The sequence below is a fragment of the Gemmatimonas sp. genome, assembly GCF_031426495.1.
Lineage (GTDB): Bacteria > Gemmatimonadota > Gemmatimonadetes > Gemmatimonadales > Gemmatimonadaceae > Gemmatimonas.
Genome location: NZ_JANPLK010000014.1, coordinates 87,221 through 107,606 on the forward strand (window position 1 = coordinate 87,221; position 20,386 = coordinate 107,606).

Here is a 20,386-nt window from a genome sequence, read left to right on the forward strand (position 1 = left end):
ACGGGGCTTTGCGGGCTCAGGGTGGTTCGCACAGCAACCCGGCAGCAGGCTGGGTCGCCACGAATCCTCTGCAGCGAGCTCCGCCAACGTTGGCGGTCCGCGCACGGACTCTCGGGAATGTGGAAGATCATGCCGCATGATGCGAAAGCTTCCCTAGAATACACATTCGAGAGTGCAGCGCAACCCGTGAAATCCGTTGAAGTTGGACGGATTCGTCACGACTTTGGGCGGCGTGAAACAGGCCCGATTTTATCCACATATTCGCCGCATGGAACGGCTTGTGACATTCGCGAATGGGGCCATTGAACTGATCACACAGAGCAAAGGAGAAAAAGAGAAAAGGAGGCGACTGGATTGGGCGGCCCGGTCTCTTTTTCTCTTTTTCTCTTCGCCTCCGTCTGATCAGTTCAGCGGGTCTGCGTCAAATGCGCGACCTTATCGGCCCGCCGGTGCCGTTGCCGCCGACGGCTTGGCGTCCGCCGCACCACCGGCGTCGTTCCAGTTGATGATGCTATTGAACACCATGTTGAACTCGCCGTGGTTCTGCCACCGGTAGATCGGGTTGTTGGCGAACATGATCACACGACCGTTGCCCTTCACGGCGCCCGGCACGTCCACGGCGAACGGCCGCGACTTCAGGGAGTCGGCGCCCGTCATGAGACCCGAGAGCACCGCTTTGTCACCGCCGACGTAGCGCGCGAGCACATTCCCTTCGTCGGCGATTCCGACCTTGAACGGCGTGCCGCCCACGTACTTCACCGGGATCACGGTCTTGCCGAAGCCGTAGAACACCGGATGCTCCGGACGCGTGATCGTGGCTTCCACCAGGGGACGCTGCGACGTGAGCCCCGGCACGGTGGTCTTATCGACCGTTCGCGCCCAACCGAACTCGATCGGCAGACGCGCGGATTCGCCGATCGCGATCAGCGTACCACCCGACGCGAGGAACGCGGCGACTGCATCGACGCCGGGCTGACCGAAGCCGCCCGTGAGATCCTTCGTCTCGCCGTACATGCCGAGGAACTTGTACTTGTCGTTCTTGAGATACGGCTGCGCGCGTGCGGCCGGCGCCTGCATCACCGTCTGCCGGCTCAGGTTCTGCTCGGCCATCAGGATCACGTCGTAGTCCTTTCGCAGGTTCCCCTGCACCACGCGCTCCTTGTAGACCAAGTCGTACGGAATCTTGAACTCGTCGAACGTGAGACGATACCAGCCCAGATTCTGCGTGCCGGTCCACTGCGAGTAGATGGCGACCCGCGGCACATCGGCGTCGTGCATCGATACCGACGGTGCGCGGCCCAGCATGGCGGCGGTGAGTCCCAGCGAATCCACCAGCGTACGCACCCGCGGCGCATACTTGCCATCGATCACAAACGAACCGGCCGGGAACGTCGTGTCGCCGGCGGCGAAGCGCTGCTCGGCCACCTTCATCGGCACCGTGCGCAGCAGATAGCGCAACGTGACCATGTTGTTCGAGCCGGTGTGCGCCACGGCGATGGCTGCATTGCCGCTGCCGCGTGTGTTGCCCTTCAGCACGATCTTGTCGATCGGTGATACGGCGGCCTTCAAAATGCTGGGATCGGCGATTTCGACGACATCCACGTCCATCGCGAGCCCCATCGACCAGCCGCTGTCGTCGTACGTGTTCAGGCGGGCGTCCGGATACTGCTGCCGCTCGATGAGATTCTTGGCGAGACGACCGTAGGGCTGATCGCGCTTGATGACATACGAGCCGGCCGGATACGTGATCGCCCCGACCTTCACCGGCGCCGTGGCCTGCCCCACTTCGATGCGCTGGACGCGTAGCAGATTCACGAACTCGGCCACGCGCGTCATGTCACGCTGCAGCGGAATCACGAACCCGTACGGCGCCTTGACCTTGCCCTCTTCAATGCTGTTGCGCGTCTTGATGTAGAAGTTCTCGAGCACGGTGGCCGGGAACATCGACGCCAGCTGGAGCGCCGACAACACGCCGGTCTGCATGTAGTTCGTGTTCGAGCGCCGCGTGAACGTGGCGATATCGTTGAAGCCGATCGGATTGCCGCGATACCACTCACGATCCTGTGCGCCACCACGACCGGTCGGTACCGCGCCGCCGCGACCGCCACCAAGTCCGCCACCTGCAGCGGGCGCGGCAGACGCCGTGCCGTTGCGCGCGTTGGCCATCGCCGTGCTGTCGAGGTCACGACCCGACTGCGTCTCGTACATCTTCATGAGACCGTTGTGGTTGTACGCCACCGATCCGAGATAGCCGGGCGACCAGCCGTCCATGAAGGCGTGGGTGTACACGCCCGGCATGCCCCACTTCGTCATCTGCGCCATCTCCCAGTTGCCGAACCACGGCAACTCGGCGAACAGGATCGGATCGAGATTCGGATTCTGCGGCGGGCCACCGGTGTACGTGTACAACAACGGCTGCGCTTCATGCAGATCGTGCATGATCGGCGGATACGCCGTGAAGTACCAATCGATGATCGCGCGCATCTGCACCAGCTTGATGTTGATGTCGCGATTGTTGTCGTGGTACACGTACTTGCCCCAGTACGGCACGCCCGCGCCGCCGCCAAAGCCACCACCACCACCCGGTGCCGGCACGGCGGCGGGCACCCGACGCGTGGTATCGCCGGCGACCACTGCGGTCGCGGGCGGAGCCGGCACCACGGCGGGAGTGATCGCCGGCGCCGGAATGGCTGCCGCCATGTCGAGACCGCGGAAGAACCAGTCGACGTTGCGATCGCGGCCGTCGGCATCGGCCGCCGGCGTCATCGATACGTACAGCTGTTCACGGATCTGGCTGATCAACGGCGATGTTTCGGTCACCAGCCTATACGCCAGTTCCATCAGCATTTCCGACGGACCGGTTTCGCCGCTGTGCAGGCCGCCCATGAAGTGGTAGTGCGGCTTCGTATCGGTCAGCACCGCCTTCACCTGGGCCTCGGTCATGCCGCGCGGGTCGGCGATCTTCGCGAGGTTTTTCCGGTTCTGGTCGAGGCGCTGCATATTCGCCTCCGACGAGATCCAGACCACGACGAGCTCACGACCTTCGTCGGAGCGACCGATGGTTTCGATCTTCACCCGCGGCGACGCTGCAGCGAGCGCGCGGTAATACTTCAGCTGATCGGCGTAGTACGTGAGCTTGCGCGGCGCGCCGATGTGGTAGCCGAGCACATCGCGCGGGGTCGGGATGCCCGCCACCAGTGGCAGGTGATCCACCAGCGGGCTGCCGTGCTTCGGATTGGCGAGCCACTCCTGGTAGCTCTGCGTGAACGTCGGATCCTGCTTCTGATTGGGATCGCGCGTTTCGGTCGTGAGCTGCTGGGCAGCCAGTGACGCGAAGGGCGCAAATCCGAGCAGAAGCGCGTGGCGCGTAAGCACCTGGCGCACGGCTCGGAAACGGGAGAGACCGACGTCGATCACGAAAGCTCCGACAGTAAGGAGTAAGAAGTACGGAGTAGGGAGTAGCGTTAAGCGACTACGGGGTACCGAGACACCCGTCTCCGTACCCCGTACCTCTTACTCTCTACTTCGCTGTTCCGTTAGAACCAATCCTGCAACCACGTCTTCACGCGCGTCGCCAGCTTGTCGACGCCGGCGCCGGTGAGCGACGGTCGGCGCGCGATCACACCGCCCAGCGCCACGCGATGCGCGCCGTAGAGCGCGAGACCGACGGCCGTCGCGAAACGTGGCTCGGCGATCTGCTCCACGAGTCCACCGACCTTGTCGCCGGGTACACCCACGCGCACACCGAGCCCGAACACATCGGCGGCGAGCTCGCTCACGCCTTCGAGCGCTGCACCACCGCCGGTGAGCACGATGCCGGCATTCAAGCGGCCGGCAAAGCCTGCGGTTTGCACCTCGCGCTGCACCCTGTCGAAGATCTCGTCCATGCGCTGATGAATGATGTGCGTCATCAGTTCGCGCGAGATGTGCCGTTCCGCGTGCGACGCCGACGCCGGCATGGCGATCACCTGTTCGGCGTCGACCATGGGCTCGTACGCGCAGCCGTAAGCTTCCTTGAGCTGTTCGGCATCGTTGTTCGTGATGCCGAGTCCCTGCACCAGATCACTCGTGACGGCGTTGCCGCCAAACGGGATCGTGCCGAGATGTCGGATCTTCCCCTCGTGAAACACGGCGAGATCGGTCGTGCCGGCACCGAGCTCGAGCAGGATGACGCCGAGCTCTTTCTCTTCTTCGGTGAGCACGGCCAACGCACTGGCCAGCGGCTCGAGCACGAGTTCGCGCGTTTTGTATCCGGCGCGTTCGATGCTCTTGCGTAGGTTCATGGCGGGCGAGCTGCCGATCGTAACGAGGTACATCTCCGTTTCGAGGCGCGTGCCGATCATGCCGACGGGATCGCGGATCCCGTCGGTTTTGTCGACGCGGTACTCCTGCGGGATCGCGTGCAGCAGTTCGCGGTCCTGCGGAATCGCCATCGCGCGCGCGACTTCATTCACGCGATCGACATCGGTGCGCATGATCTCGTTGCCACTGATCGCCACCACGCCCGTGGAACACATCGCACGCACGTGCTCGCCGGCGATGCCGACGTACAGCGATTCGGGGGACACGCCGGCCACGCGGCTGGCTTCTTCCACCGCCTTCCGAATGGAGTGCGTGGCCTCTTCGATGTCGGAGACGACACCGCGGCGCAGGCCCATCGTGCGGGTGTTCCCCACTCCCAGCACGCGCAACGTCGGCGTGCGCGGCAGATCGCCGTGCACCGCCGCGACGATGGCGGTGGTGTGCGCGGTGCCGATATCGAGGGCGGCGACAATGGGTTCGGAATTCATGGCTGTCTGGCGATCACCTGGTCACGAAAGCGGAGGTCGAGCTCCACCGCACGCAGATGATTCCGCGCGAGGTCCGCTTCCACAGGTAATATGTCCTTGAAGCGCGCTACGGTCACGTCGGACGTGGTTCGTACCGTGACGCCGCCCAATTTGAAGCGCATTTCCTCCTTTCCGGCCCGCTCGCCGTGCGAAACACGGGCATAGAGTCGCGGTGCGTCCTTGCGCAGACCGTCCAACAGGTGCAGGAGCGAACTGTCGGCGGAGGCGGCCACGGGCACGTCCAGCGGATAGCGCGCGGGGTCGATCGGCAGGGGGCGCCCGGTCGCATCGGCCGGCTCGAGTCGTCCCTTGCGCGGCACGTAGGCCACCGGCTCGCGTTCCACGACGCGGATGAGGAGGGTACCCGGCAGTTGCCGTTCGACGACCACCGACGCCACCATGGAATGTGCCCCGAGGCGCTCGACCAGCGGCTCCAGTGGCTGCCACACCGACTGCAGCGTGTCCACGTTGAGCCGCGCGACCAGCTCCGTCGGACGGGCGTAACGTACGCCTTCGAACACCACGCGACGGGCGTGGAAGTAGTCGAGCCGCGCGAGCGCGAGGGGGCCCCACCACGGCGCGCCCACCCCGACACCGACCGCCAGCACAAAGCCAACACCGCGAACCCAGCGCAGCCACGTGGGCCGCGCCGCCTTCGGTGTCGTCGTCGGCGACGCCTTCCTGGCCGACGGCGTGGTGGGATCGAACGCCGCGGTGGCCATCAGCCGCGCAGCGCCTCGAGCAGTTCGGGGCCCGTCTTGGTGATATCGCCGGCGCCCATGGTCACGACCACGTCCCCCTCTCGAACCACGGCCCGCAACGCGGCCACCGCTTCGCTTCGCGGGCCGTGCCACTGCATCACACCGGCCGTGACGCGATCGCCGATGAGCGCCGACGTGACGGTCGGATCGGGCGCCTCGCGGGCGCCATAGATGTCGCACAGCAACAGCACATCGGCAGCGCTCAGCGCGTCGGCGAAATCGACCTGCAGATCGCGCGTGCGGGAATACAAGTGCGGCTGAAACGCGAGCACGAGCCGACGGCCAGGGAACGCATGACGCGCCGCGGCGATCGTGGCGCGCACCTCGGTCGGGTGGTGCGCGTAGTCATCGACGACGTCGACCCCGTGCACTGATCCCAGTCGCTGAAACCGACGCTCGACGCCGCGGAACGCAGCCAGTCCCGGTGCCATGGCTGCCACGGAGCAGCCGAGCGCGAGTCCGGCGCCGAGCGCAGCGAGCGCGTTGCGCACGTTGTGCAGCCCCGGCACCGAGAGCTGCACGCGGCCCAGGTCTTCGCCGTCGAAACGCGCCTGAAAGCGTGAGCCCATCGCATCGAGCACCAGGTCGCCGGCGACCAGCCGCGCATCATCGGCGTGCCTCGACGGCGCCGTACCTGGCACCGTGGCGCTGTACGCAATCACCTCGTGTCGCGACGCAACGCGCAGGGCCATCGCCCCGTCATCGTCGGCGCATCGGACGACAACGCGCGCCGGTGCGAGGTATTGCTCGAACGTGCGCATGATGTCGTCGAGATCGCGATAGATGTCGAGATGATCGGCTTCCACATTCAGAACGACGGCCACGGCCGGATCGAGCGCGAGGAACGAGCGGTCGTATTCATCGGCCTCGACGACGTACGTGTCGCCGCCCAAGCGCAGATTGCCCGCCCAGAGCTCCACGCGTCCTCCCACCACGCCGGTGGGTTCGCGACCGGCGGCGGTGAGCGCTTCAGTCGTCATCACGGTCGTGGTCGTTTTGCCGTGCGTGCCGGCGATCCCGACCAGCGTCCCGCCGCTGACTGCATCGGCCAGCGCTTCGGCGCGTCGCACCAGCGGGATGCCGGCGGCACGCGCCGCGACCATCTCGGGGTGCGTCGCGCTGATCGCGGAGGAATAGACCACGGCACGTGCACCGCGCACGAGTGCCGCATCGTGCGCGGCGACGGCGATGCCGTAGCGCGCGAGATCGGGCGCGCCGGCGGGATTCGCGTCGGTGCCCTGAAGGTGCACGCCACGACGGCCAAGCAGTTCAGCCAGCGCACTCATGCCGGCACCGGCGATTCCGATGAAGTGCACCGGACGCGGGTCGATGCGATCGAGCAGAATGGCGGCCGTCAACGACGGAGCGCGGGCGCCGGATTCGGCGTTATCGGGGCGTGGATGCGGCGCAGACATGGCTACAATATGGCGACGCGATCAGCCGATCCCCACGGCATCGAGGCCGAGGGTCACGATGACCGATCGAGCGATGTCGGCGGCGGCACCGGGTCGGGCTCGCTGCAGCGCGGCGTGGTGCATGGCGGCCCGTGCCGCCGGGTCGTCCCGCAGCGACCGCACGGCGTCGTCAAGTAATGCCACGGTAAAGTCGCGCTGCGGCACATATCGCGCGGCGCCCACGGCCTGCGTGGCCTGCGCATTGTGTGTCTGATGATCCTGCGCCGCGCTGGGCAATGGAACCAACAGCGACGGAATGCCCCACGCACATAATTCGGCGATCGTCATCGCGCCGGCGCGCGTGACCGCGAGATCGGCGGCGGCATAGGCGTCTGCGATCGGCGCGAGATAGGGACGCACCCGCACCATTGCTGATTCACGGTCGAGGTAGGCCGCCGCCTGTTGTTTTCCGGTGGCCCAGATCACGGCGACGCCCTCGGGAAGTCCCTGCGCCGTCCAGGCGGCGACCACGTCGTTCAACGCGCGTGCTCCCTGACTGCCGCCCACGATGAGCACAACGAACGCGTGGTCCGAGAGTCCCCACACGCCTCGCGCCTCGGCTCGCGATCGCGGCGATGCCGGTGGCGGCTCAATCGGACATCCCAACGGCAGCACCTGCGTGTTCGCGCCCACCGAGAGCCGAGTCGCCGCTTCAGGAAAGCCAAGGAATAGGGACGTCGCGCCCTTGGCGAACGTGCGCGTAGTCAGCCCCGGATGCGAATCGGGTTCGTGCAGCATGATGGGCACGCCGCGCGCGCGCCCCCACGCTAACGCCACGCCCGCCGCGTACCCGCCAGTGCCGATGACGGCCAAAGGCGCGTTCGGCGCCGCCAGGTGCGTGATCTCGCGCCACGCGCCGATGGCGCCCACGATCGTACGCCAGTTCTTCCACGGCGCCTGACGATACAGCGGGTGCAGGTCGAGCAGCGTGAAGCCGAACTCCGTGGTCGGCAGCACATCGCGTTCGATGCCGCGGCGCGCACCGATGAAGTGCGGCTCGACGTGCGGTGCCTGCTTCACCAACGCCCGCGCGATCGCAAGGCCGGGGTACAGGTGCCCACCGGTACCGCCGCCCGCGAAGAAGATACGGGTCGCGCGAGACGACGTCATGCCATCGCCATCAAGGGATCGGTCGCACTGGCGCCGTACACGCGCTCGCGATCGCTGCCGATGTTCACGAGGATGCCAGTCATCGCCAGTGTCAGCACGAGGTTGGAGCGTCCGTACGACACGAAGGGCAAGGTCAGTCCGGTGTTCGGCAATAGGCCGATCACCACGCCAAGATGAATGAACGCGGTGAAGACGGTCACGAAGGTGATCCCGATCGCGACCAGCGCCGTGAACGGACTTCGTGCCCGCCGCGCGATGCGGAAGCCGAGCCAGCCGTACAGCGCGAAGGCGAGGGTCAGCCCGCCGAGTCCGAGAAATCCGAACTCTTCGCCCACGATCGAACCGATGAAATCGTTGTAGGCGAGCGGCAGCCATCCGCGCTGCTGATTGCCCTGGCTGAAGCCAACGCCCACAATGCCGCCCGACCCGACCGCGACAAACGACTGATACTGTTGATCGGCCGTGGCCGACCGCGTGGTCGACTCCTGCTCTTTCGAGAGAAAACTTTCCACGCGCTTTCGCACGTAGGAACTCTGCGAGGCCTGAAAGCCGATGAGCAGCAACCCGACCGCACCGAACAACAGAAAGTGCGACACGCGCGCGCCGCCCACGAACAACAACACCGCCATGGTGAGACAGAACATCATGGCTACCGAAATGTCAGGCTCGAGAATCGCCAACAGACTGAGCGCCCCGATGACCACCGCGAACGGCATGAGCCCCTTGCCCAACTGTTTCACGGCCGCACCCTTCTTCACCAACAGCATCGGCGTCCACACCAGCACCGCGAACTTCGCCAACTCCGACGGCTGCAACGAGCCGTTGAAGAGATACCGGCGCGAGCCGTACACCTTTCGGGAGATCGCTTCCATGCCGGGCAGCACCACGATCAACATGAGCAGCAGACTGATGCCCATGATGTGCCATGCGTACTTTCGCCAGATCTCGGCGTCGACCTTGGCGCAGATCGCGAAGATCACCACGCCCACCACCACGCCGGTGAACTGACGCAGCACGAAGAAATGTCCCGGACTGTTCGCCGAGATCGCCTGCAACGCGCTGGCGCTGTACAACACCGCCAGCCCGAATGACACGAGCACGGCGGTCACGAGCAACAGCGCTCGTGCCTCGAGCGACATGCGCCAGCGTTCCCGCGTGCCCGTCATGGTTCCGCTCATTACGCCACTCCCGCGCTCACTCACGCCATGGCACCCGCGAACCGCGCGAACTCGCGACCGCGCTCTTCATAGTTGTTGAACATGTCGTAGCTGGAGCAGGCTGGTGACAAGAGCACTACGTCTCCGGCCACCGCGAGCGCACGCGCCCGCGTCATCACCTGCTCGAAGCGGTCGGAGCCGCAATGCTCCACCAGCACGCGTCCGTGTAACGGGGCTTCGAGATCGCTCGCGATCAGCGCGCCGGCCTCACCGTACGCGAGTACGACCTTGGCCGTGCGCAGCAATTCGGGCACCAACGCCGTGTACGACTCTCCCTTGTGACGCCCGCCCAAGAGCACGATGGTGGGCCGCGACATGCTGGCTAACGCGACCTTGGTGGAGTCGATATTGGTAGCCTTGGAATCATTGAGCCACAGAATCCCGCCGCGATCGACCACGGGCTCGAGTCTGTGCGGCAGTGCGCCGAAGGTCCCGATGGCTGCGGCCAGTTGCGCACGCGCCGAGGGAATGCGATGCAACGGATCGGCGGCCATGACGGCCAGCAGTGCCGCGAGTGCATTGGCGACGTTGTGATCGCCCGTCAGGGTCAGCCTGTCTCGCGCCACCAACGGTTCGCCGAACAGGTGCAGCATGCCGGACCCGCGATGGTAAAACCCGTCCACGTCGGTGCGATGCACCGAGAAGCGGTGCCAATGCCCCGGGATGCCAGCGACCAAGGCGCCGACGTCGGCGCTGTCGGCGGTGGTCACCCACTGCGACGGCAGCACGGCGTTCGCAAAGAGTCGCTTCTTGTCGGCGTAGTACTCGGCCACACCGGCATAGCGATCCAGGTGATCGGGACTGAGCGTGGTGAGCACACCAACGTCGGGCATGATACCGGGCGTGTCGTGCAGCTGGAACGACGACAGTTCGAGCGCCGCCCAGGCCGGCGGCGCGCTGAGGAGCGCCAGCTCGGACACGGGCGTGCCGATGTTGCCGACGTCGGCGGCGTCGTGTCCCAGCGCGCGAAGCAGATGACCGATCAGCGCCGTCGTGGTCGTCTTGCCGTTGGTACCCGTGACCGCGATGTAACGCAGCGCCGGCTGCAAACGCAACGCGACTTCGACCTCGCTCACGACGGGTACGCCCGCACTGAGCGCGGCGCGGATCGGCGGCGCCGTGGGCGGGATGCCGGGGCTGACCACCAGCACCGAGCAGTGCGCGATCCGCTGCACATTGTGCACGCCGACATCGACGCTGGCGCCTTCGCGTTCGAGCATCGCTCCGGCGCTACGCACGGCCTCTGACGTGGACGCATCGGAGGCGTACACCGAGCAGCCGGCGGCGCGCAGCAGACGCACGGCGGCGATCCCACTACGGGCGAGACCGACCACGGCGAACTCTCCCCGTCGTTCAGCGAGACGTCGCGCGACGATCGAGGCGAGTTCCTGCGGCGGCCGTACGTCACCCATGGCTTCGCTCCGTTAGCGCAATTTGAGCGTGCTGAGCGCGAGGATCGCGCACAAGATGCCGATGATCCAGAAGCGGATGACGACTTGCGTCTCCGGCCAGCCAGACAATTCGAAGTGGTGATGCAGCGGGGCGCGCTTGAACACGCGGTGCTGCTGCGCGTATTCCAGCCCGAACCGCTTCTTCCGGTACTTGAACACGGTGCGCTGCAGGATGACCGACACGGTCTCCGCGACGAACACCGCGCCCACGATCAGCAGCAGGAACTCGCTCTTGAGCAGAATTGCAATCGATCCGAGTGCCCCGCCGAGTGCCAGCGAGCCGGTGTCGCCCATGAACACCTGCGCCGGATGGGCGTTGTACCACAGAAAGCCGATGCAGGCCCCGACCACGGCGGCGCAGAACACGGTGAGTTCACCGGCGCCAGCCATATAGAAGATCTGCAGGTACGCACTCGTGTCCACGCGACCGGCCACGTAGGCGAACAGGCCGAGCGTGAGCACCGCGATTGCCATGAGTCCGGCAGCGAGTCCGTCGAGACCGTCGGTGAGATTCACCGCGTTGCTGAAGCCGGTGAGAATGAAAGTGACCCACGGGATGTACATCCACGCCGCCCACGCCACCGCCGGCACGACCAGGATGTACTTGAAGAACGGCAGCGTGGTGCTGGCACCGGGGAGGGTGGAGACCGGAAAGAACAGCAGGATGAGACCGAGACCGAGTCCACATGTCACCTGGCCCGCGAGCTTGTAGCGCTCGACGAGCCCTTCGTTCTTCTTGCCTTCCCGCTTCTGCTTGAGCTTGAGGTAGTCATCGAGAAAGCCGATCATCCCCATCCACACCGTGACCGCCATGGCCAGCAACACGTAACGATTGCTGAGTCGCGCCCAGAGCAACACGGGCACGAAGGTGGCCGCCAGAATAATGAGGCCACCCATGGTCGGCGTGGTCCCTTTGCCGGCGTGCGAATCGGGCGTGCCGGCGCGCACCACCTGATGCACGGCCATCGCTCGGAGCCGGCGAATGATGACCGGCCCGAACACAAACGTGAGCAGCAGCGCCGACACGAACGCGGCGGCCGATCGGAACGTGATGTAGTTGAGCAGATTGAACACGCGGACGTCGCGCGCAAACGGCTGGAGCAGATAGTAAAGCACTAGGCAGTCGCCCAGGAGGTAAGCGTGGGAACCAGCCGCTCGAGGCGCATCCCGCGGGAGCCCTTGAGCAGCACGATGGCATTGCGTTCGAGTCGTGGCGCGAGCAACGACCACAGCGCGTCGAAGTCTGGCGTCGCCACGACGCGCGGATCAGCCGGCGCGATCTCATGAAACGCCGCCGCGAAGTCACCCACGCCGACGATCAGGTCGGCCCCCGAGGCCAGCGCCGCACTCGCCACCTCACGATGCTGCTGCGCCGACTGCGCGCCCAACTCACGCATGGTACCGAGAATCGCGACCCGCTGCTGTCCTGAACCTACGCGACCGAGCAGATCGAGCGCAGCACGCATCGAGGCCGGATTGGCATTATAGGCGTCGTTGATAAGGACCAGCTCGCCAAGTGGCTCCCAGACGCCGCGCATGGTCGGCACCGGCATCTCGGCCATCCCCGCCGCCGCATCGACCAACGGGACACCACATGCCCCCGCCGCCGCGATGGCCAACATCGCGTTGGACGCCTGATGCGCGCCCCGAAGTGGCAACGTGAAATGCACGCCCTCGACGTCGAGCCACGGACGTCCTTGGGTGTCGAGCCCCCACGCCGTGGGCGTGATCGACGCGTTCTCGAGTCCGGCGGACAGGACGGCCGTGGCGCGGGCCTTGGCGATGTCCGCGACTTCAGGGTGCGCCGACGGCACGATGGCGAGCGTCACGCGATGAAAGATCTCACTTTCCTCGCGCAGCACACCGGCCAGATCGCCGAGTCCTTCCAAATGCTCTTCACCGATCGAGGTGAGCACGGCGATGTCGGGCTCGGTGATGGCTCGCAGTGTGGCGACTTCGCCCGGCGTGTTCGTACCGACCTCGACGATCGCGACTTCCGCATCGGACGGAATCGCCAGCAACGTGAGCGGCACGCCGATGCGGTTATTGAGATTGCCCTGGGTGGCATGCACCACGAGCGTGCGCGAGAACGCCGCCTTGAGCAGCTCCTTGGTGCTGGTCTTGCCGTTCGATCCGGCCACGGCGATCACACTGCGCCCCCATGCGCGGCGCCAGGCGGTGGCAAGCTCACCGAGCGCCACCAGCGTATCCGACACCACGTACGTCGGCACGCCAAGCCCCGCCGCTTTGCCGGCATCGCTCACGACGAACGCGGCGGCACCGGCATCACGTGCGGTGGCGAGAAAATCGTGCGCATCGAAGCGCTCACCTTTGAGCGCCACGAAGACATCCCCGCGCGTGATCGCGCGCGTGTCGGTGGACACACCGGCTAATGGACGCGGGATCCGCGGCCCGGTGCCCAGCGCATCGGCCACGCGCTCGAAGGTCCAAAATGGATGCGCGTGATCAGGCGCGACGGCGGAAATCGCGCTGAACGCGGTGCCGGCGGTAGAGAAAGCGGTCACGCAGAATGGGGCGGACGGTTGGGAAGGATAGCCGGCTTCGTGGTCGTAAGTTCGGCCATGAGTTCGGCCACGATCTCCCGTTCATCGAACGGATACGACGTGGTGCCGCGAATCTGATACGTCTCATGTCCCTTGCCGGCCAGCACCACCACATCGTGTGTCGTCGCGAGGCGCAGGGCGTGGGCGATGGCGTCGCGGCGATCGACGATCCGCACATGATCGCGTCGCGTCATACCGGCCTCGATGTCGTCGAGAATGCGCTCAGGATCTTCGGTACGCGGATTATCGCTGGTCACGATGGCGACATCGGCAAGGTCTTCGGCAAGACATCCCATCTCCGGGCGCTTGCCGCGGTCACGGTCACCACCACAGCCGAACAGGACGATCAATCGGCTGGCCGACCCGTCGCTCTGCCGGGTGAATGGACGTACGGCACGCAGCGCGCGATCGAGCGCGTCGGGTGTGTGCGCGTAGTCACGCAGCACGGTGGGCGCGGTCTGCAAGCGCTCGAGTCGTCCCGGTACCTGCGGCGCGACCGACAAGCGTTGCGCCACGTCGGCAATCGGCATGCCCAATGCCAGCGCCACTGCCGCCGCGCCGAGCGCGTTCGCGATGTTGAAGTCGCCGATAAGCGGCAATGACACCGACTGCGCACCGTGCGGTGACACGAGCAGGAAGCGGCTGCCGTCGCTGGTGAACGTGACATCGCGTGCCGAGATGTCGGCGCCGGATTCGGTGCCGAAGGTCCACGATGTGGGTGCATTGGTGACACCGCGCCACGATGGATCATCAGCGTTGAACAACGCGACGCCATCGCGCGCCAGCAGCCCGACGAGGCGCAGCTTGGCGGCACGATACTCCTCCATCGTGCCGTGATAGTCGAGATGATCGCGCGTGAGATTGGTGAACACGGCCGCCGCGAACGACAGCCCATCCACCCGTCGCTGGTCGAGCGAGTGCGATGAGACTTCCATGGTGACCGTGCGCACGCCGCGATCCGCCAGTTCGCGCAACAGTCGCTGCAGCTCGACGGGGCCCGGCGTGGTGAGACCGCTGCCGCCGGGCAAGGTCACGCCGTCGCTGCCGAGCAGCACGCCGAGGGTGCCGATCGACGCAGCCGGACGCTCGGGTGAATCCAGCAAGTGCCGCAGCAAGCCGACCGTGGTCGTCTTGCCATTGGTGCCGGTCACACCCACCAGCGTGAGCTCGCGTGCCGGCCAGCCGTGGAACGCGGCGGCCGTCACGGCTGCGGCGCGTCGCCCGTCGCGCACTACGATGGCCGGAAGCCCGGCCGCTGCCGCGGCGTCGGCGTCTTCCACGAGGGCGAGCGCCGCACCGCTGGCCTTCGCTGCTGGCAGCCAGGCATGCCCGTCCTGCGCGGCCCCCTTCACCGCCAGAAACGCCGACCCCGACGTCACGCGCCGACTGTCGTCGATCACATCGGTGACGACCGGGGGCAAATCATTGGCCGACGACACCAGCAAGCCGGCATCGCGCAGCGCGTCGAGCAAGACGCCAACGTCCACGACGCGAGCGGTTGCCGTCACTTGGCCGACTCCATACGCGGCATCTCCAGTTGCACGGTGCTACCCACGCGAAGCATGGTACCCGCGGCAGGACGGGTGCGCACGTCGGAGCCGCGCGCGATACTCACCTGAAACCCGGCAGCGTACAACGTGCGCGTCGCTTGACGCACGTCGAGTCCGAACACGGACGGTACCGCCCGAACCTCGCGGTCGTTGCTCGGGGCCATCTTCTGTGCCTTGAATGGCAACGCAACGACCACGCGTGCCGCTGCCGGCGCCGGCTCGGCTTTCGGCGGAGCCGGTGCCAGCAGCGAGTCGCGACGTGCTGAGTCACGCGCGGCGAGGGCCAGCGCCTTCTCCGACTTGGGCTTGGCGACGGGCACCGGCATGGCCTTGGCGACCTCCGCCAACGCGTTGCGATCGAGCGCCGAGTTGCGCGTGGCGAGGGCGGCCTGCAGAATGCCGTTCACGAGACTTCCCGAGACGATACCGCCGTAGTACGTCCCCTTGGGGTCGATGATACGCGCGACGAGCACATACTGCGGTGCCTGCGCCGGAAACATGCCGGCGAACGTCGCATTGTACTTCCCTTCGAGATAGCGACCGTTCTCACTGCGCCGCGCCGTGCCGGATTTGCCGGCCACATCGTACGTAGCCAGTTCGGCGGAGGTGCCGGTACCGCTGTCGACGACCGAGGCCAACATGCCGCGCATCTCCTTCGCGGTTTCGGCCGTGAGCACGCGCCGTACCACGCGCCGCTCGTGCCGATACACCGTCGCGCCCTGCGCGTCGCGCACGTCCTTCACCAACGCCGGCTGCAGCAGGTCTCCGCCGTTGGCGATCGCGGCATAGGCCAGCGCGATCTGCAGCGGTGTGGCCAACACTTCATATCCAATCGACACGGCGGTCTGCGTGCTGCCACTCCAGCGTGCGGGCAGCGGCAACGATCCCTTTGACTCGGCGGGATACGGCACACCGGTGAGCGAACCGAAGCCGAAGTCGCGCATAGCCTCGAACTCTTCGCGCGGCGTGAGACGAAGCGCGAGCTTCGCGGTGCCGATGTTGCTCGAGAAGCGAATCACGTCGCGCACCGGCATCTGCGCGGCCTTGTGTTCGTCCGTGAGCGGCCGCTTCCGGCCGGGCAGCATCGCACTGCCATTCTCGGTGTTGATGATCTCGTTTGGCGTCGCCTTTCCCATGTCCAACAAACGCGACACGAGAAACGGCTTCATGACCGACCCCGGTTCGTACGCCAGCGCCATCGGCGTGCTGGTGCTCGCTGGCTTGCCGTCGCGCACGCCCGCCAACGCGAGGATGGCACCGTCCCGAGGGTCGAGGATCACGACGTCGCCACCCGTACCGCCGGTGCGCACCAGCGCCATTTTTAGTTCGTTTTCGGCGATCTCCTGCAACGCCTGATTCACCGTGAGCGTCACCGAATGTCCGGGCAGCGCGTCGACACTCGACAGCTCCGGTGACTCCACATAGCCGGCCTTGGGGTCCTTCACGAGCGCGCGGCTTCCCTCCTGCCCGCGCAGCAGCAGATCGAGTTCGAGCTCGATACCGCCCACCGGTACATCCTCGGCATCGACCGCGCCGAGCACACCGCGCAGGTTGTCGCTGGCCGAATTGATCCGACGGCGGACGCGCTCCACGTGAACGCCGGGCAACCCGGCGAACCGCTCGATATCGGACGGCAGATACAGCTTGGGCAGCGACACCCATTTCTGATTCGTATCGAGCGCTTTCCGAATCTGGGCTTCGGGGACCGACAAGGCGCGCAGCCCACTGCGCAGCACGGCCCGCGTTCTCACCAACGGGTCACCCCGCTTGGCGTTCTTGCGGCGCACATCGCGGATCTCACGCGGCGCGATGCTCAGTTTCACCTGCTCCCGCGATTCCACCAGCACCGTGCCGGTGGCATCGGTGATCGCGCCACGCAGGGGCTTCACCGTTTGCTGATCGACGTGTTGGCGATCGGCTACGCGCAGCCAGGTCTCGTGTTCCACGATCTGCAGCTGCACGGCACGGGCGAGGATCGACACCGCGAACAGCACGAGGCCGGCATGCACGATCATCGAGCGCGCACGACTCACCGTCGCCGGTGCGCTCGGATCGTCGGCTACGAACCGCGGCTCGTTGGACGCCTCGGGACGAATAGATCCGAACATCATGCGCAGATCAGGTGCGGGTCACGGCGCATCATGAGCGCGATGCCGAATCGCTCGCGGCGGTATCCGGACGCACCGGATCGCCGAGCATCGAATCAGACAGCATACGCGTCTGCGCGTCCGTGGCCACGTGCAGGCCGAGCCGGCGTTCCGCCTCGCTGATGACACGACTGCGGGACATGGCGCTCCGGATATCGCGATCGAGCGTGGTTTTTTGGGAGAGCAGCGCGCGTTGCTGATCGGACAGCCGTCGCATATCACGCGCGGTCGCCACGCCCACACTGCGTCGCCACACGACGAGCGAAGCCACCACCACAAAAACGCCCAACCCGATCGCGATCCACGAGCGACCCTTGAGCGGACCGCGCGGAGAACGTCGGGTGGTGCGTTTGGTGGATTTGGTCACCATCAGATGGCGAGCTTCCAGGCGCGCAAGCGCGCGCTGCGGGCGCGCGGATTTCCTTCCACTTCTTCGTCGGTGGCGTTGACCGGGCGACGCGTGAGCGTCTCACCGAGCGGCACACCACGGCAGGTGCAGAGCATTTGCCGCGGCGGGCAGATGCAGGCTGTGCTCCAGTCGCGAAACGCATTCTTGACGAGGCGGTCTTCGCCAGAGTGGTAGCTGATGATCGCGAGCACCCCCCCGGGAGTGAGCCGGTCACGCAGCAACGGCAGCGCATGCTCGAGCCCCGACAGTTCGTCGTTCACGGCAATGCGGATCGCCTGGAAAATACGCGCGAAGTCGGGCGCGCCACTGCGCGGACCGAGCACCGCGCGAATAGCGTCCACCAGATCATCGGCCGTCGCAAACGGTCGACGCTCACGGCGCCGAACGATCTCGCGCGCCATACGGGCCGCGCGCGGTTCGTCTGCATAGTTGCGCAGCAGGGCCGACAGATCGACTTCGTCGATGGTGTTCAGCAGCTCACCGGCGTCCGTTTCGGCGTCGGTACCCATGCGCATGTCGAGGGGCGCGCCTTCGCGGAAGGTAAAGCCGCGAGCGAGGTCATCGAACTGATGCGACGAGACGCCGAGGTCGAGCAGGATACCGTCGAAGTGCTCGTCCGGGGAGAGCCCGCCGGTGTCAAGCGCGGCGTAGTTGGTCAGCAGGGCCCGGAACTGACCGGCCCGTTCAAAATCGGCCAATCGTTCGCGCGCGGCCGCGAGCGCCCGCGGATCGCGATCGACGCCAGTGACACGCATACCGCGTTCGAGAAGGGCTGCGGTGTGCCCACCACCGCCCAACGTGCAATCGAGGACGGTCGAGGCGCCGGCAAGCAGCGCTTCGATCTCGGCCAGCAGCACCGGGACGTGGTAGGCGCCAACGCGCCCGGATGGGAGTGTACGGACCGGGCTCACGCGCTTATTGGAGGCTTGTTGGGGCGCGTCATGTTACTGAGGTGCTGAGTGCACCGTCAAGCGATGCTGACGCGTTCAGAAATGTGCATTACCCGTACTCGCGCACGGATGTGATGGCTTCGGTTCTATCCCGTACCTGCGCGGGGAGAAAACGAACGGGCCCACCGTCGGAGCGACGGCGGGCCCGGGGTCCTGCAGCGGCGGTGCTACTTACAGAACGCCTTGACCATCTGATCGGCCGACGGATCGAGCTGCATGACGAAGCCCATGTACTGGCGCATCGCATCCGGGGCAAAGGTACCACCCTTCGGCAGCTGAATCTGCGCATCGACGAACAGGTTCTTCGCTTCCTTGGCCAGTGCACAGCTCTTCTGCTCGCTCGCGGCCGTCAGCTTGAGCTGACCGTACACGACACCGGCGGCACCGAGCAGGAACTGCGCCTGGGCCTTCACCGGTCCCTTGGACACGGAATCGGCAAAGGTGAGCGTCGAGATCATTGCGTCGAAGTCGGCGGGCAGCTTGCTGGCCTGTGCCTTCTTGAACTGATCGTTGCCGATTTGCACGAGCATCTGTCGCACCAACGTGCTGGTGTCACCAGCCGCGATCACGGCACGCGCCGCGGGCACGACTTCTTCCGTGCGGTTCAGATCCTTGAGCAGCGTCAGACGCAGGAACGCTCCGTTTTCGACGGCGACCTTGGCGGCCGTGGCCTTATCCAGCGCTTCGAGTGCCTGCTGGTTCTGACCGGCCTTCTGCAGCGCCACGATCTGCGTAAACGTCAGTCCGGGCTCTCCAGGAAACTTCGCAAGACCCTTGGCCGCCATCTCCGCCGCCTTCTGGAACTGGCTGTCGGCCGCCATGGCCGCCGCCGAGAGCGAGAAGTACGCGGTGTCGGCGAAAGACGTGTCGAGCTTCACCAATTCGTCGCCCTGCGCGAAAGCTTCCTTATAGTCGCGCGTGGCGAGCAAGATGCGCCAGCGGAGACGCAGCAGATCGGGGTCGCCTGGATTGAGCATCACGGCCGTGTCGATCACCGGCTTCGCGAGGCGCGGATTGGCGACGCTGGCCAGCTCTTCGACGACGTCCTTCTGTAGACGCGGGTTCTTCGGGTCGGTCGAGAGGAGACGCGTGAGCGACACCACGGCCGAGTCCTGCTGACCAAGCGCCCGATAGGACGAGGCGAGAATCGCGAGGCCCGGACGGCTCCTCGGATCGATCGCGACGATTTCCTTGGCGATCGCGAGCTGCTCGGCGGCCGGCGCCTTCTGCGTGATCATCACATTCGCCATGCAGATACGGGCAAGCGTGGCCCGCGGATACAGCGCGATGCCTTCCTTGGCCGCGGCGAGCGCGGCGTCATACTTCTGATCGCGAGCCGAGTTGATGCACTTCTTTTCGGCGTCGAGCTGCTTGCGGGCTTCCTTGAGCTCCTTGGAGATCGCACCAGCGGCGTCTCCGACTGACTTCACGTCGTAGGAGCCGATCGGCTGCACGAGCGAATTATCGCGAGCCAGCACGAGGTTGGCGTCGACTTTCACGCCCGTCGCCGTCTTGGTGACGGTTCCGGTTACATATTCATCGGCCCGAAGCAGCGTTGCGAGGGCGCGCTGATCGTGGGCCTCGAGGGCGTCGGTGATCGGGAAGCCGGAGGCTTCGAGCGTGGCATTGATGTCCGTCTTGGGCAGGACATACACCTGCTTGAACGGGAACTCGCTGTTCATGCGCGAGCGCAGCGCGTCGGCGGCCTGCACTCCCAAGCCCTTCTCACCTGCCTTGAACACCGCCACGAGGACCCGTGTGGCGTTCGGGTCGGGGACCCGATTGTACTGAGCGGACGCGATCGACGGCACCGCGAGGGTACCACCGAGGGCGAGACCGATTCCGGCGAGCGCCTGGAAATGCCGTGACTTCAATGTCGTAACCTCCGCACCGTGAGCCGTGGATCCGGCATAACGCCGGCATACCTGAAACCCGAGTGGCCGT

14 protein-coding genes are annotated in these 20,386 nt (G+C 65.9%); all 14 read right to left on the reverse strand.

Annotation, left to right across the window (positions count from 1 at the left end):
* Window positions 1-435 precede the first annotated feature (435 nt).
* The 14 genes from RMP10_RS04535 to RMP10_RS04600 all read right to left on the reverse strand — a co-directional run bounded on the left by RMP10_RS04535 (window position 436) and on the right by RMP10_RS04600 (window position 20,316).
* Window positions 436-3,417 (reverse strand): M14 family zinc carboxypeptidase, encoded by a 2,982-nt coding sequence (locus tag RMP10_RS04535; RefSeq protein WP_310569227.1) that lies wholly within the window; start codon window positions 3,415-3,417, stop codon window positions 436-438.
* Window positions 3,418-3,536: 119 nt separating this feature from the next.
* Window positions 3,537-4,790: a cell division protein FtsA gene (gene ftsA / locus RMP10_RS04540; protein WP_309670970.1), complete on the reverse strand. Its 1,254-nt coding sequence runs from the start codon at window positions 4,788-4,790 to the stop codon at window positions 3,537-3,539.
* The gene (locus RMP10_RS04545; RefSeq protein WP_310569228.1) at window positions 4,787-5,551 is read right to left on the reverse strand and encodes an FtsQ-type POTRA domain-containing protein; all 765 of its coding nucleotides are present in this window, start codon (window positions 5,549-5,551) and stop codon (window positions 4,787-4,789) included. The genes ftsA and RMP10_RS04545 overlap by 4 nt, the downstream gene beginning before the upstream one ends.
* Entirely contained in the window at window positions 5,551-7,005 is a 1,455-nt protein-coding gene (gene murC / locus RMP10_RS04550) for a UDP-N-acetylmuramate--L-alanine ligase (protein ID WP_309670973.1), read from the reverse strand. The genes RMP10_RS04545 and murC overlap by 1 nt, the downstream gene beginning before the upstream one ends.
* A gap of 21 nt (window positions 7,006-7,026) precedes the next feature.
* Window positions 7,027-8,154, reverse strand: coding sequence for a glycosyltransferase (locus RMP10_RS04555; protein WP_310569229.1), 1,128 nt, complete (start codon window positions 8,152-8,154; stop codon window positions 7,027-7,029).
* Window positions 8,151-9,332 (reverse strand): FtsW/RodA/SpoVE family cell cycle protein, encoded by a 1,182-nt coding sequence (locus RMP10_RS04560; protein ID WP_309670976.1) that lies wholly within the window; start codon window positions 9,330-9,332, stop codon window positions 8,151-8,153. Before RMP10_RS04560 ends, RMP10_RS04555 begins: the two co-directional genes overlap by 4 nt.
* A 20-nt stretch (window positions 9,333-9,352) precedes the next feature.
* Window positions 9,353-10,783, reverse strand: coding sequence for a UDP-N-acetylmuramoyl-L-alanine--D-glutamate ligase (murD, locus tag RMP10_RS04565; protein ID WP_310569230.1), 1,431 nt, complete (start codon window positions 10,781-10,783; stop codon window positions 9,353-9,355).
* Between the two features lie 12 nt (window positions 10,784-10,795).
* Complete coding sequence (gene mraY, locus RMP10_RS04570; RefSeq protein WP_310569231.1) at window positions 10,796-11,938, reverse strand: phospho-N-acetylmuramoyl-pentapeptide-transferase; 1,143 nt, start codon at window positions 11,936-11,938, stop codon at window positions 10,796-10,798.
* Window positions 11,938-13,347: a UDP-N-acetylmuramoyl-tripeptide--D-alanyl-D-alanine ligase gene (gene murF / locus RMP10_RS04575; RefSeq protein WP_310569232.1), complete on the reverse strand. Its 1,410-nt coding sequence runs from the start codon at window positions 13,345-13,347 to the stop codon at window positions 11,938-11,940. Before murF ends, mraY begins: the two co-directional genes overlap by 1 nt.
* On the reverse strand, window positions 13,344-14,894 hold the full coding sequence (locus tag RMP10_RS04580) for a UDP-N-acetylmuramoyl-L-alanyl-D-glutamate--2,6-diaminopimelate ligase (RefSeq protein ID WP_310569233.1): 1,551 nt from the start codon (window positions 14,892-14,894) through the stop codon (window positions 13,344-13,346). The genes murF and RMP10_RS04580 overlap by 4 nt, the downstream gene beginning before the upstream one ends.
* Entirely contained in the window at window positions 14,891-17,047 is a 2,157-nt protein-coding gene (locus RMP10_RS04585) for a penicillin-binding transpeptidase domain-containing protein (RefSeq protein WP_310569234.1), read from the reverse strand. The genes RMP10_RS04580 and RMP10_RS04585 overlap by 4 nt, the downstream gene beginning before the upstream one ends.
* Before the next feature lie 28 nt (window positions 17,048-17,075).
* Window positions 17,076-17,453 (reverse strand): hypothetical protein, encoded by a 378-nt coding sequence (locus RMP10_RS04590; RefSeq protein ID WP_309670982.1) that lies wholly within the window; start codon window positions 17,451-17,453, stop codon window positions 17,076-17,078.
* On the reverse strand, window positions 17,453-18,403 hold the full coding sequence (rsmH, locus tag RMP10_RS04595; RefSeq protein WP_309670983.1) for a 16S rRNA (cytosine(1402)-N(4))-methyltransferase RsmH: 951 nt from the start codon (window positions 18,401-18,403) through the stop codon (window positions 17,453-17,455). Before rsmH ends, RMP10_RS04590 begins: the two co-directional genes overlap by 1 nt.
* Window positions 18,404-18,609: 206 nt before the next feature.
* Window positions 18,610-20,316: a hypothetical protein gene (locus tag RMP10_RS04600; protein WP_310569235.1), complete on the reverse strand. Its 1,707-nt coding sequence runs from the start codon at window positions 20,314-20,316 to the stop codon at window positions 18,610-18,612.
* Between the last annotated feature and the right edge of the window lie 70 nt (window positions 20,317-20,386).

Coding starts and splice junctions, on each gene's coding strand:
- ftsA (WP_309670970.1), bottom strand. CDS start 4,790: ATGAATTCCGAACCCATTGTCGCCGCCCTCGATATCGGCACCGCGCAC.
- RMP10_RS04545 (WP_310569228.1), bottom strand. CDS start 5,551: ATGGCCACCGCGGCGTTCGATCCCACCACGCCGTCGGCCAGGAAGGCG.
- murC (WP_309670973.1), bottom strand. CDS start 7,005: ATGTCTGCGCCGCATCCACGCCCCGATAACGCCGAATCCGGCGCCCGC.
- RMP10_RS04555 (WP_310569229.1), bottom strand. CDS start 8,154: ATGACGTCGTCTCGCGCGACCCGTATCTTCTTCGCGGGCGGCGGTACC.
- RMP10_RS04560 (WP_309670976.1), bottom strand. CDS start 9,332: ATGAGCGGAACCATGACGGGCACGCGGGAACGCTGGCGCATGTCGCTC.
- murD (WP_310569230.1), bottom strand. CDS start 10,783: ATGGGTGACGTACGGCCGCCGCAGGAACTCGCCTCGATCGTCGCGCGA.
- RMP10_RS04585 (WP_310569234.1), bottom strand. CDS start 17,047: ATGATGTTCGGATCTATTCGTCCCGAGGCGTCCAACGAGCCGCGGTTC.
- RMP10_RS04590 (WP_309670982.1), bottom strand. CDS start 17,453: ATGGTGACCAAATCCACCAAACGCACCACCCGACGTTCTCCGCGCGGT.